Origin of the sequence: Paeniglutamicibacter sp. ZC-3 (assembly GCF_025847175.2) — a bacterium.
GTDB classification, from domain to species: domain Bacteria; phylum Actinomycetota; class Actinomycetes; order Actinomycetales; family Micrococcaceae; genus Paeniglutamicibacter; species Paeniglutamicibacter sulfureus.
In genome coordinates, this window is record NZ_JAOYTG010000004.1 from 18,797 (window position 1) to 36,038 (window position 17,242).

Genomic DNA, 17,242 nt, shown 5'->3' on the forward strand with positions numbered 1-17,242 from the left:
CGGGGCCCGCGGCTGCGATGTGCCTCGGTGCGGGTCACAATCACCTCACATTTCCGCGACATCATCCTTAGGGGTGCTTCGCCGGGCGCCGATGCAAGGCAGAATGGGAACAAAGACACATTTCAGGCGCGTTTCCCGCGCGCCGAACGTTCCAATGGTGAGGTAAAAATTGAGTTTTGGCACTGGCAGTCCCTTTGAGGGCCCCCCGCGGGGCCCCGAAGGACGACCCGACCCGCAGCCCCGTCAGCGACGCCCATCCCCGCTGATGCCCACGATCATCGTCATCGGTATCCTTGTTGCCGTTTTCGTGTTCGTCTCCAGCGTCTACGCGGATGTGCTCTGGTACAACCAGCTCGGCTTCGAGCGCGTGTTCTGGACCGAGTACCTGTCCAAGGCCGCGATCTTCATCGTGGCATTCCTGCTCATGGCCTTCGCGATCTGGATCTCCCTGCGCCTGGCCTACCGTTCGCGGCCGGTCTACGCGCCGGACGGGCAGCGCCAGGACGCGATGTCCAAGTACCAGTCGCAGCTTGAGCCCATGCGCCGCCTGCTGATGATCGGTGTCCCGGTTGTCATCGGCGTCTTCGCCGCCACCGCGGTGACCTCGCAGTGGCAAGAGGTGCTGCTCTTCTTCAACCAGGTCGACTTCAACGAGGCCGACCCGCAGTTCGGCATGGATCTGTCGTTCTACATGTTCTCGCTGCCGTTCATCGGCCTGCTCAACGGGTACCTGATCTCGGTCGTGCTCATTGCCGGGATCGCCGGCCTGCTCACCCACTACCTCTACGGCGGAATCCGCGTTGAGGAGCGCGGCGGCATTGTCATCGGCAAGCCCGCACGCATCCACATTGCCGTCTTCGCCGTCGGCTTCCTGCTGCTGCAGGCAGTGAACTTCTGGGTCGACCGCTACTCCACGCTGCTCTCGCAAAACGGCCGCGTTGCCGGTGCCCTGTACACCGATGTGCATGCCGTCATCCCGACCAAGACCATCCTGGCCATTGCCGCGGTGCTGGTGGCGATCACCTTCATCGTCGCTGCCATCATGGGCCGCTGGCGCCTGCCGATCATCGGCACCGCCATGTTGCTGGTGACGGTCATCATCGCCGGCGGCATCTACCCGTTCATCGTTCAGCAGTACCAGGTCATTCCCTCGGAAAAGACGCTGGAACGCGAGTTCATCCAAAAGAACATCGACATGACGCGCAAGGCCTACGGCCTGGACTCGGTGGACGAAACCGACTACGACGTCGAGTTGAACCCGCAGAAGAACGCCTTGGCCCAGGACCGGGCCACCACCACCAACATCCGGCTGCTGGACCCGAACCTGGTCTCGGCCGCGTTCGACCAGCTGCAGCAGTTCCGTACCTACTACAAGTTCACCCCGACGCTGAACGTGGACAGGTACGAAATCGACGGCACCGTCGAGGACACCGTGATCGGTGTGCGCGAAGTGAACGTCGACCCGACCGACACCTGGGTCAACCAGCACATCACCTACACCCACGGCTACGGCCTGGTGGCAGCCTTCGGCAACCGCGTTGCCGCCGGCGGGCGCCCGGACTTCATGCTCTCCGGCATCCCCACCCAGGGCGTGCTGGCCAGCGACGAGACCTACGAGCCGCGGATCTACTTCGGCGAGATGTCCCCTGACTACTCGATCGTCGGGGGACCCGACGACTGGGAACCGCGCGAGCTTGACCGGCCGGCCTCCGGCTCGGGCAGCCAGGACACCCGCAACACCTTTGACGGCGACGGTGGACCGGCGGTCGGAAACTTCTTCAACCGCCTGGTGTACTCGCTGAAGTTCGCCTCGACCGACCTGTTGCTCTCCGACGCGATCAACTCGGACTCCCAGATCCTCTACGACCGCAACCCGAAGCAGCGCGTGGAGAAGGTCGCCCCGTACCTGACCGTGGACTCCAACGCCTACCCGGCGATCGTCGACGGGCGGGTGCAGTGGATCGTCGATGCCTACACCACCTCGAAGAACTACCCGTACTCCAAGCAGCAGGCACTGGATTCGGCGGTCACCGACTCGTTGACCGGCGGCACCCGTGCGGTGTCCCAGACCGGGCAGATCAACTACATCCGCAACTCGGTCAAGGCCACTGTCGACGCCTACGACGGCTCGGTCACGCTGTACGCCTGGGAGCCGGAAGAGCCACTGCTGCAGGCATGGCAGAAGGTCTTCCCGACGAACATCAAGTCCTACAAGGACATGTCCGCTGAGCTGATGAGCCACGTGCGCTACCCCGAGGACCTGTTCAAGGTGCAGCGCGAACTGCTCGCCACCTACCACGTGACTGATCCGGGGGGCTTCTACGACGCCAACGATGCCTGGTCGGTCCCTTCCGATCCGACGCAGTCCAACGCCAGCATCAAGCAGCCCCCGTACTACCTGTCGCTGCGGATGCCGGGACAGGACAAGGAAGCCTTCTCGCTGACGTCGACCTTCATCCCGCAGACCGCCTCCGGGGGACAGCAGCGCAACGTGCTCTTCGGCTTCCTGTCCGCGGAAGCCGATGCCGGCACCGAGGCGGGAGTAAAGGCCGAGGGCTACGGCAAGCTTCGGTTGCTTGCCATTCCGCGCGAGCTCTCCGTGCCCGGCCCCGGCCAGGCACAGCAGAACTTCGACTCCAACGCCACCGTGTCGCAGGCGCTCAACCTGCTGCGCCAGGGCGCTTCGGAAGTCAAGAACGGCAACCTGCTCTCGCTGCCGGTTGGCGGCGGCATCCTTTACGTCCAGCCGGTCTACGTGCAGTCCTCCGGACAGACTTCCTACCCGACATTGCGCAAGGTACTGGTTGCCTTCGGCGACAGGGTCGGATTCGCGGACACCCTTGGCGAGGCACTTGACCAGGTGTTCGAGGGAACCTCGGGCGCCGTCACCAGCGAAAACGGTGATGGTGAAGGCAACGGCGAGGAACCCGGAACTCCTCCGGCGACCCAGACCGCCGAGCAGCAGCTCAGCGCGGCACTGCAGGCCGCCAACGCTGCCATCACCGCCGGCCAGGCCGCGCTTGCCGAGGGTGACTTCGCCAAGTACGGCGAGGAGCAGGCCAAGCTGCAGGATGCGCTCGAGCGCGCCACCGAGGCACAGGATGCACTGACAGGTGCCGCGGCACCGACGGATGCACCCGCGACCGATGCACCCGCTCCCGAGGCCCCGGCCTCAGAGACCCCCGCGCCGTAAGGCGAAGGGATCTATCCGGGGCATCAAGGTGTCGCCTTGCCACGTATGTGAGCAGGGCGACACCTCCAGGATTTGCTTACTGTTCACCCAATCGGCGATGATTGTTATATCGCCGCGGGGTGGAGCAGTTCGGTAGCTCGCCGGGCTCATAACCCGGAGGTCACAGGTTCAAATCCTGTCCCCGCCACGAATGAAGGACCCCGACCAGGGAAACCCGGTCGGGGTCCTTTGCTTTTTACTGATGGGTGTCCCTGGTGGAAGTTAATTTCATTGAAGTTGTTCCCCGATGCAGAAAAACGTTCCTGCGTCCCTGGCGTGGGTCGAACATGCTGACTGGAATGTCAACCATCGACGAATCCACGGCTCGATTAGGCGTGACGTGAACGCGCTGGTATCGTTGTATTTACCGACGCGGGGTGGAGCAGTTCGGTAGCTCGCCGGGCTCATAACCCGGAGGTCACAGGTTCAAATCCTGTCCCCGCCACAAAGAAACGATCCGTGGTCCTGATTCAGGACCATGGATCGTTTGGTTTAACAGCAAGTGCCGAAGCCCGGACACACTGGCCTGTCGGCCCGAAGCTGGTGTTCTAGCTGAATCACCAGGCAATCAGCTATTCGTCGCTGAGGGTTGAAGTTTCCTCGAAGTGATGGCCGGGGTGCGATGCTTCCGAAGTAGCGAATTCGAGTCTACGGCTTGCACGTGAGGGTGGCCCGCCAACAAAGAGAACGCTGGGCAATCGTGCTTTCCGGTTCTTTTGCATTACTAGACGGAACACCTAAAGGTTGTGATGCTCTCCAAGTGGTCCGACCTGCGCCCCTTGAGCCGGATATGAACGGCGTCTGTGTCCGAACGTCCGAACTCACGGCTCCTCTCGGGACCCTCCCGAAGGTTCGTTCGTCGTTTCCGGGCCGTGTTCCGGCGATCACATCTTGGGTCTGGTCGACGATTTGTATTTATTGGAAATGCAGTGTGACATGGCATTTTGCCTTCCCGTCGGTCCGACGCAATAGACTTGGCTGGTAAATGGTCAGCTCGGCGTAAGTCGGGCTTTGTCGAGTCCATCTGAGGTAGGGCCAACATGCCGGAGCAGCCAACGTCGAAAAACGGTGTGCCAGCGAAGAACACCGTCCCAGTTGACGTCGCGAGCGATGCGATCGGTGGGACGCCCGGGGCCGCAAAGGAAGCGGTAGCCGCTTCGCCAAGCTCCCTTGCACGTTCTCCCAAGCCCGGACCGCCCAAGAAAAACCAAGTCACGCCCGACAACGTGCAAAAAGTTTCCAAGGGCAAGCCCGGCGGAAAAAAGAACTCCAATTCTGGAGCAGGAATAGACGGGCCTTCCCCGCGATTTGTGGCGAGCCCCGCCAAGCCCGTCGTCGACTCAATTAGCAAGACCAAGTCCGCCGGTGCCGTGCCTGCTCCGGGTCCGGCGAAGACGGTGGCTCCTGCCAAGTCCGCCGGTGCCGTACCCGCTCCGGGTCCGGCGAAGACGGTGGCTCCTGCCAAGTCCGCCGGTGCCATACCCGCTCCGGGTCCGGCGAAGACGGTGGCTCCTGCCAAGTCCGCCGGTGCCATACCCGCTCCGGGTCCGGCGAAGACGGTTTCGCCCGCTGCTCGGCAATCCGTTTCATCAACGGCCAAAACCCCGAATTCGTCTTCCGCGAAGCCCGGCGTCCGACAGGTTCCCACCAAAGCCGCGGCGGGCGAGAAGAAGCCCTTCGTTGCTGCTGGCCCGGTCAAGAAGACGCCCGTTGGATCTCCGGCGCTTGCCAATCGACCAGACGCTCCGAACGAACCAAAGAAGAATGAGGTTGCCGGGCCCCTAAAGCCCGGGACGTCTCCTACCGCGACATCCGGCACTCTCCCGATTGCCAAGCCCGCACAAGCAGCACAGGACGCTGGAAAAGCCACGGCACGGGATTCCTCGGTGGGCAACCGGCCTGCCGCCTCTCTTGAGGGCACTAAATTGACCAGCGCTCCGCTGAAACCCGTTGGCGCGCCGACGGCCAAGCCTGGCGTTGTGGCCAAGGAAACGAAAGCCGAAACAGCAAACGAAGCGTTAAACCAACCAGAATTCGAAATAGCGGCCCGCACGGTCTCTAAATCCACAAAATCTGGAAGCGCATCTCCCGCGGCACCCGAGGCCGGTGGAAGCAACCCGGAATTCCCAGCTGCCAGGGCGGACTCGACCCCACCCGCCACCCCGGATACCTCGAAAACGGCCGAGACGACAACTGCCGATGAGGCGATTATTGAAGCAGCCGGTGCCGAGGAACCGACGAACCGCGAGCCGGCTGCCGAGCGCGATGAGTCGAATTCGTGGCCCGCCGAGGTCAACGAGAACGTTGGACCAGCCGACTCGTCGAGGCCAGCAGAAGAGTCCACGATTTCCGATGCGGATGCAGGCCAGGACCGTGCCGGAGCCGGCGGCGGCATCATGATGGCGCTGATGATCGTTTCGTTTATCCTGGAAGTCGCGCTATTGGGCGCACTGGGCATCTGGGCCATGACAATGCTGCCCTTCAGCCCCCTCGTGGCCGTCATCATCGCAGTGCTGCCCGTATTCATTTTCTGGGCACTCTTCATGTCGCCAAAGGCAAACTTGCGATTGCCACAGCCATACCACGCGGTAGTGGCCCACCTGCTCTTTGCCACGGGTGCCGGATTGCTCGCCATTGCCGGTCAGCCGGTGCTGGCCGTGTGCATGGGTGTACTGACGGCTATCAGCCTGGCATTGACGGTGGCTGTCCGGGGCCAGAACGTGGAGAGTCGCAAGAAGGCCACCGGCCGCCGCGCTGCGCGCTAATGTGTGTGGCTCAGGCTAGGACCTCCGTGGAGAGTCCCGGTAGGGTCGCACGGTGGGTCTCAGGGCAGCAACGTCGCCGCGAGTCCTCCGAACACACCCGCTGCAAGCCCGGCACCGAAGGTCAGGCCCAGGTAGGTGACGGCCATGGCGCGGTTGCCTGAGCGCCACAACGACACCGCGGCCACCATGAAGGTGCTCATGGTGCTCAAGCCGCCGCCGATGCCCAGGATCAATGCCATGACCAGTAGGCCCGGTACCCCGGACAGGCTGCCCGCGGCCCAGTCAACCCCGTGGTTGTTCGCCCAGGAAGCCGCGGCGCCCACCAGGAAACATGCTGCGGTGTTCGCGGCCAGGATGCCCAGTGGGAAGATCCCGCCGCCGGACCCGGCCCTGCGATGCTGGGCGCCGGAGACGGCAATGTCCAGTACATAGCGACCCAGGGCACCGATGGCGCCAGCCAGCGCAATGACCAGGAATCCGCCCATGCCCCATGAGCTCATGGTGCACCCCCGCCGTCCGGATCCGCGGCGGGCAGCGATGCCTGAACTGACTGTGCCAGCTTTTGCCGGCCAGCCAGGGCGCGCTCGACCCACCACATCGCTGCCCATGCGGCAGCAGCACAGAGTATCAGGGATACGACCAGATCCAGCGCGGCCCGGGGCGGGGTGGAACCCAGAGCAAAAAGGACCAGCGCCGAAAAGGTGGTGAAGGCCCCAAGGAATCCGGTGCCGACCCCCGCGCGCAGCCAACCTGGAGCGCGGCGGGTGATCTGCCAGTAACTGGTCAGCGCAGCCAAGGCAGCGGTGCCGGTGACATTGATCGCCAAGGTAGTGGCCGGGAAGCCCGGGGCATCAGGGAACCAGAGTCCAAGCCCCACGCGCAGGGCTGCACCGCAGAAACCGCCCACGGCCACGGCAACCAGGTTTACTCCGTGGGCGCGCGACGTCGACTCGGCTGGCCTTGTGGTGCCCACGCCGGTTGGTCCGTTCGGTGCGCCCACGTCAGGTTCCCGTTCCTTGGCGGCTATGCACCATGGGGTGCCGGAAGCACCCACAGCATGGTCGCGTCGATGTTGCTGAGCTCCGGGTGGGGCAACACGATGGAGCTGCCGGGGGAGATGCCCAGATCGGTGCACCGACGCAGCAGCTCCGGATCTTCGTCGCTGATTCGGCACAGGATCGCCAGGGTCGGTGATCCGTTCGCCTCGAAGCGGTCGAGCCGGATGGCCGGCGGCATCTCCAGGGTGCCGTCGGGGCCGGGGATCGGGTCGCCATGCGGATCCGCTGCCGGGTGCCCCAGCCGCGCGGCCAGGGCCTCGATGAAGCGGGTGGAAACGGTGTGCTCGAGCAGTTCGGCCTCCTCATGCACCTCGTCCCAGCCGTAGTCGAGTTCATCGAGCAGGAACGTCTCAATCAGGCGGTGCCGGCGCACCACGCTCAACGCAGCCAGGCGGCCCGAATCGGTGAATGTGATGGCCCCGTAGCGCGGGTGGACCATCAGGCCCTTGCCGGCGAGCTTGGACACCATCGCGGTGGCCGAAGCCGGGGCGACTCCTAGCTGTGCGGCAATGGTGCCGGTGGTGACCGGGTCGTCTTCCCACTCGGTCAGCGAGTAGAGCGCCTTGAGGTAGTTTTCCTCGCTGGAGGTCAGGCGTGTCGGGAGCATCAGCGGCCCAGGTTCAGGATTTCCAGTGCGGCGTCGTGGACCAGGCCGTTGCTGGCCACGGCGTTTCCACCGTTGCAGCCCTCAACGCCCTCGACGGAGGTGAAGCGGCCGCCGGCCTCGCGAATAATGGGCACCAGTGCGGCCATGTCGTAAAGGTTCAGTTCGGGTTCGCAGGCCAGGTCGACGGCGCCCTCGGCCACCATGCAATAGGACCAGAAGTCGCCATAGGCGCGCGTGCGCCACAGGGCGTCGGTGAGGTTGAGCATGTTCTGCAGCTGGTCGCGCTCCTTCCAGCCGGAGAGCGAGGAATACGACAGCGAGGCGTCCTCGAGCTTGGCCACCGAGGAGACCTTCAGCTTGTGGGCGCTGGCCATGGAGCGGCCGGTGTAGGCGCCCATGTCCTTGGCCGCCCACCAGCGCCGGTTCAGCGCCGGTGCGGAGACCAGGCCGACGACGGGCTCACCGTCGTCGATCAACGCGATCAGCGTGGCCCACACCGGGACACCGCGCACGAAGTTCTTGGTGCCGTCAATGGGGTCGATGACCCAGTGCCGGGTGGACTTGCCGGTGGTGCCGAATTCCTCGCCGGTGATGGCGTCGCGCGGCCGGGCACGGGAGATGTGCGACCGGATGGCTTCCTCCGCCGCCTTGTCGGCATCCGAGACCGGGGTCAAATCGGGCTTGGTCTCCACCACCAGGTCCACGGCGTTGAAGCGCGAAAGGGTCAGGGCGTCGACCGAGTCGGCAATGACGTGGGCCAGGCGCAGGTCATCGTTGTAGGTCATGACATCGGTTTTCATACCCTCAAACCTATCCCACGAGGCGGCGGCAGCACTGCAAGATGTCGGTACGGCGGCGTCACGTGATGCCCGGCCGCACCGTGGTGTGGGCTGGGGCACCATCGGGCCCGCGCTGCTAGGCGGTGCCCAGTTCCTTGGCCTCTGCGGTTTCGTCCTGTCCGAGCAACCGGCGGAAGGATTCGAGCCGGGCGATGCCCACCGGGCCCGCCTCCCCGGAGGCGACCCACGCATCGAGGGCGCACTGCGGCTCGGCTGCCTTGTGGGTGCAGCCGCGGGCGCACTTGTTGGCGATCGGGACCAGGTCGTCGAAGGCGTTGAGGATGTTTTCCGGGTCCACCAGCGCGAGCCCGAAGGAGCGGATGCCGGGGGTGTCGATGATCCAGGAACCGGCCGGCGCGTCGTCGATGCGCAGTGCCAGCGCGGAGGAAGAGGTGTGTCGGCCGCGGCCGGTGACGGCGTTGACGTTGCCGGTGGCCCGCTGCGCCCCGGTGAGGGCGTTGACCAGGGTGGACTTGCCCACGCCCGAGTGCCCGATGACCACCGAGACCTTGGAGGCCAGGTGCTCGCGCAATTCCTCCACCGGGGTGCCGGCCAGGCGTGCCGAGAGCCCGTCGGCCGAGCGTGCGTCGATGCCGGTGGCCGATTCGTCGGTGGTGCGCGAGACGACGATGTCGATGTCCAGGTGCCGGTAGTTCTCCAGGAACGGCTCGGGGTCGCGCACATCGGCCTTGGTGATGCACAGCAGCGGGTGGATCCCCGCGTCGAAGGCGGCGACGATGGCCCTGTCGATGAATCCGGTGCGTGGCTCCGGGTTCGCTGCCGCCACCACGATGACCAGCTGGTCCACGTTGGCCACCACGACTCGCTCCACCGGATCGGTGTCATCGGCGCTGCGGCGCAGCAGGGTGCTGCGGTCCTCGATGCGCACCAGCCGAGCCAGCGTGTCGGGCTCCCCGGAGGTGTCGCCCACCAGTGCCACGAAATCCCCTGGCACCACCGGGTTGCGGCGCAACTCGCGGGCGCGGGCGGCAATCACGATCCGCTCCTCGGGGGTGTCCTCGTCGAGGATGGCCCGGTAGCGGCCGCGGTCCACCGTGATGATCCGGCCAATGAGCGCATCCTCGTAGGCGGGGCGGTCCTTGGTGCGGGGTCGTGATCCCTTTTTGTTGGGGCGGATGCGGACATCCGATTCATCCCATTCCCGTGCGTTGCGTGTCATGTGCTTAGCGTGAGGCCTTCCCGCTGGCGGCCAGCGTGGTCCAAAGTGTGGGGAAATCGGGCATTGTCTTGGCGGTGGTCGCGATGTCAACGACCTCCACCCCGGGAACCGCCAGGCCGATGATGGCACCGGCGGTGGCCATGCGGTGGTCGGCATAGGTGGCGAAGCTGCCGCCGTGCAAGGGGGCGGGTTCGATGAGCAGTCCGTCCTCCAGCTCGGTGACCCTGCCGCCGAGGTTGTTGATTTCGGTGGCGAGCGCGGCGAGCCTGTCGGTCTCGTGCCCGCGCAGGTGCGCGATGCCGGTCAGCCGGGACGTGCCGGTCGCCAGAGCGCAGATGGCCGCCAGCGTCGGGGCGAGTTCGGACGAGTCGGCATAGTCGATGCCCGAAATCTCTGCGGGACCCGTGAGCTGGAGCGTGCCGTCCTGGTGGTGCGTGATGCGCGCGCCCATGCGGGTGAGGATCGTGCGCCACTGGTCCCCGACCTGGGTGGTGGTGCTTGGCCAGTGCGGGATGCGCACGGTGCCGCCGGTGACCATGGCCGCTGCCAGGAACGGCCCGGCGTTGGACAGGTCCGGTTCCATGGTGCGTTCGAAGGCGCGGATCTTCCCGGGTTCGACCCTCCAGCTGCGCTCGTCGGGGCGGGTGATGACGACGCCGAGCTCGCGCAGGGTCTGCACCGTCATCTCGATGTGGTCGGGGCTGGCGATGCGTCCCTCGGCGGCGACGATCTCCACCCCGTGCGTGGTGCGTGGGGCCACCAGCATCAAGGCGCTGATGAACTGCGAGGAACCGGAGGCGTCGATTTCGATGCGCCCGCCGGCCAGGGACCCGGTGCCGTTGACTGTTGCCGGAAGCAGCCCGGGTTCCCCGTGCCCGGTGACCTGAACCCCGAGGTCGGAAAGGGCGGTGAGCACCGGGGCCATCGGGCGCAGGCGCGCGTGCGGGTCCCCGTCGAAGGTGAAGGAGCCGCGGGCCAGTGCCGCCAGCGGCGGGACGAAGCGCATGACGGTTCCGGCCAGGCCGCAGTCGATGTCGACCTGGCCCATCTGCGCCTCCAGGTCCATCGGGGTAATACGCAGCTGGACGGTGCCGTCGGGGGAGTCGACGCTTTCGATGCCGGTGCCCAGGGCGCGCAGGGCGGCGATCATCAGGTCCGAGTCGCGGGAGGCCAGCGCGTTGGAAATGCGCGAGGGCCCGTCGGCCAGGGCGGCGAGAAGCAAGTACCTGTTGGTCAACGACTTGGACGCCGGGACGATGACGGTGCCGTCAACGGGTTGTGCGGGGTGCGGGGCGTCCCACGTGGTGTCCATGGTGTCTTGGTTGCTCAACGGCTGCCTCCGGGTGTCAAGGGTGGGGGGGTGTGCCGCGGGACGGGCGGCGGTGATTGGGGGAGTGGGAATGGGGGGTGTCATGGTCGGTGGCTGCGCCGTTGCCGCCGATCGTTGTTTGACGGCCGTGTGCCGCCAAAAGCTTGCTCATCGGGTGCAGGCATTCGGTGCGGTGCGCGGCACCGGGGCCGTGCGCCGGGAAAATGCTTTCCCCCGTGGCCCCAATTCTAGCCGCAGGAGGCTACCGCCGGTGGAATAGAGTCGCGCCCTTGCGTGTTACCCCCTATGTGGCACGTTTGCTGCGTTGCGGAACGCAGAGGGCGGTGCCATGGGCAAGTGAACCAACCATGGCAAGAAGCGGAGGACTTATGGGAGTACTGCTGGCGGAATCCCCGGCCCCGAGCGAGCCCCGGCTGCGCGTAGACTTGGCCGTGATGACCGAGAATATACAGGGCACCGACACTGTACCGGTAGCCAATGAGACCGAAGCACAACGGCGCGAGCGCTTCGAACGCGACGCGCTGCAATATGTCGACCAGCTCTACTCCGCGGCGATGCGCATGGCGCGCAACCCCACGGACGCCGAGGACCTGGTCCAGGAGGCCTACACCAAGGCGTATTCGGCCTTCCACCAGTACAAGCCCGGGACGAACCTGAAGGCCTGGCTGTACCGGATCCTGACCAACACGTACATCAACCTCTACCGCAAGCGTCAACGCGAGCCATTGCGCACCGGGACCGACACCGTCGAGGACTGGCAAATGGCCAAGGCCGCGGAGCACACCCCGGCCGGGCTGCGTTCGGCCGAGGTCGAGGCCCTTGACCACCTGCCGGACTCGGACGTGAAGAACGCGTTGCAGTCGATTGCCGAGGAGTTCCGGTTGGCGGTGTACTTCGTGGACGTCGAAGGTTTCCCCTACAAGGATGCCGCCGAGATCCTCGGTGTACCGATCGGCACGGTGATGTCACGGCTACACAGGGGCCGTAAACAATTGCGAGAATTGCTCGCCGACTACGCGCACGAACGCGGCATCGGTGCAGCACCAAAGACACAAGGGGCACCCACGCCCGGAGCGGAGAAGAAATAATGGGTGACTGCCATTCGCTGGGCGACTGCGACGACAATCGCATCGTCCGCCTCTACGAGTACCTTGACGGTGCGCTCTCGCTGAAGGATCTCAACGAGGTCAAGGCACACCTGGAGCATTGTGAGGAATGCGCCGAGGAGTACGACCTGGAGTGCATCATCCGCTCCGTTGTGCGCCGCAGCTGCCAGGAAATCGCGCCCGACACGTTGAAGTCGAAGATCATCACGCGGATTTCCGAGATCCGCGTGGAATCCGGCCACGCCTAGGCGCCACTGGCCCGTCCGACACACGTCAAAAGGGCCGGACCCCGGTTCGCCATCTTTCGATGGTTCCGGGGTCCGGCCCTTTCGCAGTTAACATTCCTGCCCGGTTTTCACCGGGCCGGAGGCAGCTGTTTAGGTGTTGGGGCGCTTGCCGTGGTTGGCGCCGCCGCGCTTGCGATCCTTACGCTTACGTGATCGTTTGCTCATGTGAGGACTCCTTTGTGATCTTGGTCCCAGGTTGGACTTCGTCCAGTCTGCCACACCCGAGAACCCGGACCCAACAACCGGTGCCGTCGCCGCGGGAAAATCTCAGCTGGCGCCGGGTTCCGGCAGCCCCAGCCAGGTGTACCAGCCGCGGTGCAGCACCAGCCAGGCCATCAGCCCGTAGCCTGCCTGTCCTGGCAACCCGCCGTTCACCGACAGGTCATTGCGCCACTGCGCGTGGTTCTGCAGCGGGGTGAAGGTGTCGACGTAATGGTGCTTGCGGCGCGTGGCCACGTCCGCGTAGACGTGGGAGAGCTCGGCGAGGCGGGCGTTGCGCTCGGGATCCAGTCCCGGGGCCGGGCCCACGACCAGGGCCTTGATGCTCATTTGCGAGGCGGAATCCAGGATGTTGGCCAGGTTCAGCCGGCTGCGCGCGGTGGACAGGCCCAGGTCCAGGTCCCGGTCCGAAAGCGCGATAATCAGGCGGTTGTCGACGTTGTCGCCGAAACGGCGTGACGCCTCGTCGAACCAGCGGGTGCTCAGCGCCTCGGAACCCTCTCCGGGGGCAGCGAGCGTGTAGCTCTCGATGCGGACGTCGGTGTTCGAGGTGCGTGCCAGCACCCGGCCGTACCAGCCCAGGGCCCGCGGGTCCCCGTGTCCGGCCAGGAGCTCGTCGCCGATGGCGGTAAGTCGAATAGTGCGGTAATCCACGAATGACCTTTCTCAGGGCGCGTACCAAACAACACTAGCAGTCGGTTAAGCGACCTCGGGGCGGGACACCGTCAGTGTCCCGCCCCGAGGGAGGGTGTTCACGCGCGGAGCCCAGCGAAGTGGACTCCGCGCGTGTCGTGCTGCCTTAGCGCGTGAACGCTGCGGTGAGCAGGCGGGCCTGCTCGACCTCGTGGCGCTTGTGCGTGCCGGTGGAGGTCGCGGCGGAGGCCTTGCGGGCCACCAAGCGAACGGGCTTGCCCAGCTCGGCGGGCAGGTTCAGCCCGACGAAAGGCCACGGGCCCTGGTTGGCCGGCTCGTCCTGCGCCCAGACGACCTCGGCGTTCGGGTACTTGGCCAGTTCCGCGGCGATTTCCTCGGCGGGCAGCGGGTAGAGCTGCTCGACGCGAATGATCGCGGTCTTGGTGTCGTTCGCCTTGGTGCGGGCGGCTGCCAGGTCGTAGTACAGGCGGCCGGAAACCAGCAGCACGCGATCAACGTCTGCCGGGTTCAGGTTCGCGGTGTCGCCAATGACTTCCTGGAAGGTGCCGGTGGTGAAGTCCTCGACTGCGGATGCGGCGGCCTTCAGGCGCAACAGCTGCTTCGGGGTGAAGATCACCAACGGCTTGCGCGGACGGGCGTAGGCCTGGCGGCGCAGCAGGTGGAAGTGGTTGGCGCCGGTGGAAGGCTGGGCCACGACCATGTTGTTTTCCGCGCACATCTGCAGGAAGCGCTCGATGCGGGCCGAGGAGTGGTCCGGGCCCTGTCCCTCGTAGCCGTGCGGAAGCATCATGACCAAGCTGGAGCGCTGGCCCCACTTCTGCTCGGCGGAGGAAATGAACTCGTCGATCACGGTCTGGGCGCCGTTGACGAAGTCGCCGAACTGCGCTTCCCAGAGCACCAGGGCGTCCGGGCGTTCCACCGAGTAGCCGTATTCGAAGCCCAGTGCCGCGTATTCGCTCAGCAGTGAGTCGTAGATCCACAGCTTGGCCTGGTCCTCGGAGAGGTTCAGCAGCGGGTACCAGGTGGCGCCGTTGAGACGGTCGTGGAAGACCGCGTGGCGCTGCACGAAGGTGCCGCGACGCGAGTCCTGGCCCGCCAGGCGGACCGGCACGCCTTCCATGGACAGGGTGCCGAAGGCGGCGATTTCCGCCATGCCCCAGTCGATCCCGCCCTCGCGGCTCATCTTTTCGCGGCGCTCCAGGAGCACCTTGAGCTTCGGGTGGACGGTGAAGTCCTCCGGGATGGCCAGGTGGGCGGCGCCGATGTGCGCCAGGGTCTCGGCGCTGATGGCCGTGTCCCGCGGTGCGGCGACGGAGGCGTCGTCAGCTCGCTGGGCTGCCGGCAGCTCCAGGTCGTTGATCGCCGAGGTGCCCGGGGTGATGACGGGGATCGGGCTGGTCTGCGCGGCGTGGGTCTCGGCGAAGACGCGTTCCAGGCGTTCCTGGTAGTCGCGCAACGCCTGGTCGGCCTCGTCCTGCGTGATGTCGCCGCGACCGACGAGGGCCTCGGTGTACAGCTTGCGGGTCGAGCGCTTGGCCTCGATGAGGTTGTACATCATCGGCTGGGTCATCGACGGGTCGTCGCCCTCGTTGTGCCCACGGCGGCGGTAGCACACCATGTCGATGACGACGTCCTTGTTGAAGCGCTGGCGGTAGGCGAAGGCCAGCTGGGCCACGTGGACCACGGACTCCGGCTCGTCGCCGTTGACGTGGAACACCGGTGCCTGGACCTGCTTGGCCACGTCGGTGGCGTACACCGAGGAGCGCGAATCGGTCGGGGCGGTGGTGAAGCCGACCTGGTTGTTCACGATCACGTGGATCGAGCCGCCGGTCTTGTAGCCCTCGAGCTGGGAGAGCGTGAGGGTCTCGCCGACCACGCCCTGTCCGGCGAAGGCGGCGTCGCCGTGCACCAGGATCGGCAGGACGTTGAAGTCCTTGGATCCCTCGCGGTCCTGCTTGGCGCGCACGATGCCCTCGAGGACCGGGTTCACGGCCTCCAGGTGCGAGGGGTTGGCCGCCAGGTAGACCTTGGTCTGGTTCCCGGCGTCGGAGGTGTAGGAACCCTCGGTGCCCAGGTGGTACTTCACGTCGCCCGAACCCTGGACCGAGCCCGGGGTCGCGGTGCCCTCGAATTCGCGGAAGACCTGGGAGTAGGTCTTGCCGGCGATGTTGGTGAGTACGTTGAGGCGGCCGCGGTGGGCCATGCCGATGGCGACCTCTTCCATGCCGGCGTCTGCGGCATCGGAGATGATGCCGTCAAGCAGCGGAATCAGGGATTCGCCGCCCTCCAGCGAGAAGCGCTTCTGCCCGACGAACTTGGTCTGCAGGAAGGTCTCGAAGGCCTCTGCGGAGTTCAGCTTGGAGAGGATGCGCAACTGCTCTTCGCGGGTCGGCTTGGTGTACGGGTGCTCCAGCTCGTCCTGGAACCACTTGCGTTCCACCGGATCCTGGATGTGCATGTACTCGATGCCGATGGTGCGGCAGTAGGCATCGCGCAGCACGCCGAGGATGTCGCGCAGCAACAGGCGGTCCTTGCCGCCGAATCCGCCGGTGACCCATTCGCGGTCCAGGTCCCACAGCGTCAGGCCGTAGGTCTGGATGTCGAGGTCCGGGTGGCGGCGCTGGACGTATTCCAGCGGGTTGGTGTCGGCCATCAGGTGGCCGCGCACGCGGTACGAGTGGATCAGCTGCTGGATGCGCGCGATCTTGTTGACCTGCAGGTCGACGTCGACCTGGTTGTCGACTGCCCAGCGGACAGGCTCATAGGGAATGCGCAGTGCTTCGAAGATCTCGTCGTAGAAGCCCTGTTCGCCCAGCAGCAGGGATTCGACCAGCTTCAGGAATTCGCCCGAGCCGGCGCCCTGGATGACGCGGTGGTCGTAGGTGGAAGTCAGGGTGATGACCTTGCCGACGCCCTGCAGTGCAACGGTCACGTCCGCGGCACCGCGGAAGGCTGCCGGGTACTCGAGGGCGCCAACGCCGACGATGGTGGCCTGGCCCTTGGAAAGGCGCGGCACAGAGTGCACGGTGCCGATGCCGCCGGGGTTGGTCAACGAGACGGTGGTGCCGGCGTAGTCATCCGCGGTGAGCTTGTTGGCCCGTGCGCGCTTGATCAGGTCCTCGTAGGTGTCCCAGAACTCGTTGAAGCTCATGTTCTCGGCGGCCTTGATGTTCGGCACAGCCAGCATGCGCGAGCCATCGGGCTTGGGCATGTCGATGGCGATGCCGAAGTTCACGTGGGCCGGCGTGATGGCCATCGGCTTGCCGTCGACCTCGGCGTAGGTGACGTTCTGCGAGGGGAAGAGCTTCAGGGCGCGGATCACGGCGAAGCCGATGATGTGCGTGAAGGAGATCTTGCCGCCGCGGGCGCGCTTGAGGTGGTTGTTGATGACCACGCGGTTGTCGATCAGGGCCTTGGCCGGGACGGCGCGCACCGTGGTGGCGGTCGGGACGGTCAGGGACTGCTCCATGTTGGTGGCAATCGCCTTGGCCGGGCCGCGCAACGGGGTGCGCTTTTCCTCGCCCATGGCACCGGGAGCGGTGGCCTTGGGGACCTGTGCGGGGATCGGCTGCGACTTGGTGGCTGGGGCCGGGTCGGCCGGGACGCGCGGGGCGGCGGCTGCGGACTTGCCCGCGGCGGAGGATTCAGCGGAGGAGCTGGGCGTGCTGCTGGACACGTCAACGACGCGGGCCTGGGTCGCGGCGCGCGGTGCGCCGGCCGGGGTGGCAGCAGTGGCCGGGGCCGGCGCAGGAGTCGCCGCAACCGGGGCCTCTGCGGCCGGGGGTGCGGCTACCTGTTCCGAATTGAGGGACGCGAAGATGTCCCACCATTTCTTGTCTACCGAGTTCTTGTCCTTGAGGAACTGTTGGTACAGCTCATCGACTAGCCATTCGTTCCCGCCGAACTCTTCGGTGAGTCGGTGGTGCGATTGATCTGGCACGGTATTACGCCTCTTCTCCCTGTAT

Annotated in this window: 13 protein-coding genes and 2 tRNA genes; 6 read left to right on the forward strand and 9 right to left on the reverse strand. The window is 65.7% G+C overall.

From position 1 onward, the window contains the following. Positions 1 to 265 precede the first annotated feature (265 nt). The 4 genes from OIU93_RS06200 (at position 266) to OIU93_RS06215 (ending at position 5,997) form a co-directional block, all read left to right on the forward strand. Positions 266 to 3,193 (forward strand): UPF0182 family protein, encoded by a 2,928-nt coding sequence (locus OIU93_RS06200; RefSeq protein ID WP_264269223.1) that lies wholly within the window; start codon positions 266 to 268, stop codon positions 3,191 to 3,193. A gap of 113 nt (positions 3,194 to 3,306) precedes the next feature. After that, a tRNA-Met gene (locus OIU93_RS06205) sits at positions 3,307 to 3,380 on the forward strand. A gap of 223 nt (positions 3,381 to 3,603) precedes the next feature. After that, positions 3,604 to 3,677 (forward strand) — tRNA-Met (locus OIU93_RS06210). 1,441 nt (positions 3,678 to 5,118) lie between these two features. Further along, positions 5,119 to 5,997, forward strand: coding sequence for a DUF2568 domain-containing protein (locus OIU93_RS06215; protein WP_264269224.1), 879 nt, complete (start codon positions 5,119 to 5,121; stop codon positions 5,995 to 5,997). 59 nt (positions 5,998 to 6,056) lie between these two features. Here the strand turns inward: OIU93_RS06215 and OIU93_RS06220 are convergent, their stop codons facing one another. From OIU93_RS06220 to aroA, 6 genes are all read right to left on the reverse strand, one after another. Then, complete coding sequence (locus OIU93_RS06220) at positions 6,057 to 6,497, reverse strand: CrcB family protein (RefSeq protein ID WP_264269225.1); 441 nt, start codon at positions 6,495 to 6,497, stop codon at positions 6,057 to 6,059. Further along, a complete protein-coding gene (locus OIU93_RS06225) occupies positions 6,494 to 6,997 on the reverse strand; it encodes a CrcB family protein (protein ID WP_264269226.1) in 504 nt (167 codons plus the stop codon). Before OIU93_RS06225 ends, OIU93_RS06220 begins: the two co-directional genes overlap by 4 nt. 23 nt (positions 6,998 to 7,020) lie before the next feature. Then, positions 7,021 to 7,662, reverse strand: coding sequence for a metal-dependent transcriptional regulator (locus tag OIU93_RS06230; protein ID WP_264269227.1), 642 nt, complete (start codon positions 7,660 to 7,662; stop codon positions 7,021 to 7,023). Further along, on the reverse strand, positions 7,662 to 8,462 hold the full coding sequence (gene hisN, locus OIU93_RS06235; protein WP_264269228.1) for a histidinol-phosphatase: 801 nt from the start codon (positions 8,460 to 8,462) through the stop codon (positions 7,662 to 7,664). Before hisN ends, OIU93_RS06230 begins: the two co-directional genes overlap by 1 nt. 115 nt (positions 8,463 to 8,577) lie before the next feature. Then, positions 8,578 to 9,681 carry a ribosome small subunit-dependent GTPase A gene (gene rsgA / locus OIU93_RS06240; protein ID WP_264269229.1) on the reverse strand — a complete coding sequence of 368 codons (1,104 nt, stop codon included), beginning with the start codon at positions 9,679 to 9,681 and terminating at the stop codon, positions 8,578 to 8,580. 4 nt (positions 9,682 to 9,685) lie between these two features. Continuing rightward, complete coding sequence (aroA, locus tag OIU93_RS06245; protein WP_264269230.1) at positions 9,686 to 10,993, reverse strand: 3-phosphoshikimate 1-carboxyvinyltransferase; 1,308 nt, start codon at positions 10,991 to 10,993, stop codon at positions 9,686 to 9,688. A gap of 452 nt (positions 10,994 to 11,445) precedes the next feature. On the opposite strand from aroA, the gene OIU93_RS06250 reads away from it, so the two are divergent. Both OIU93_RS06250 and rsrA read left to right on the forward strand, forming a co-directional pair. Then, on the forward strand, positions 11,446 to 12,099 hold the full coding sequence (locus OIU93_RS06250) for a sigma-70 family RNA polymerase sigma factor (RefSeq protein WP_264269231.1): 654 nt from the start codon (positions 11,446 to 11,448) through the stop codon (positions 12,097 to 12,099). After that, positions 12,099 to 12,365 carry a mycothiol system anti-sigma-R factor gene (rsrA, locus tag OIU93_RS06255; protein ID WP_264269232.1) on the forward strand — a complete coding sequence of 89 codons (267 nt, stop codon included), beginning with the start codon at positions 12,099 to 12,101 and terminating at the stop codon, positions 12,363 to 12,365. The genes OIU93_RS06250 and rsrA overlap by 1 nt, the downstream gene beginning before the upstream one ends. A 129-nt stretch (positions 12,366 to 12,494) precedes the next feature. Here the strand turns inward: rsrA and OIU93_RS06260 are convergent, their stop codons facing one another. The 3 genes from OIU93_RS06260 to OIU93_RS06270 form a co-directional block, all read right to left on the reverse strand. Further along, the gene (locus OIU93_RS06260) at positions 12,495 to 12,569 is read right to left on the reverse strand and encodes a 50S ribosomal protein bL37 (RefSeq protein WP_372342882.1); all 75 of its coding nucleotides are present in this window, start codon (positions 12,567 to 12,569) and stop codon (positions 12,495 to 12,497) included. Between the two features lie 102 nt (positions 12,570 to 12,671). Then, positions 12,672 to 13,277, reverse strand: a complete 606-nt coding sequence (locus tag OIU93_RS06265; protein WP_264269233.1) for a GDSL-type esterase/lipase family protein — start codon at positions 13,275 to 13,277, stop codon at positions 12,672 to 12,674. A gap of 145 nt (positions 13,278 to 13,422) precedes the next feature. Then, positions 13,423 to 17,217 carry a multifunctional oxoglutarate decarboxylase/oxoglutarate dehydrogenase thiamine pyrophosphate-binding subunit/dihydrolipoyllysine-residue succinyltransferase subunit gene (locus OIU93_RS06270; protein ID WP_264269234.1) on the reverse strand — a complete coding sequence of 1,265 codons (3,795 nt, stop codon included), beginning with the start codon at positions 17,215 to 17,217 and terminating at the stop codon, positions 13,423 to 13,425. Positions 17,218 to 17,242 lie beyond the last annotated feature (25 nt).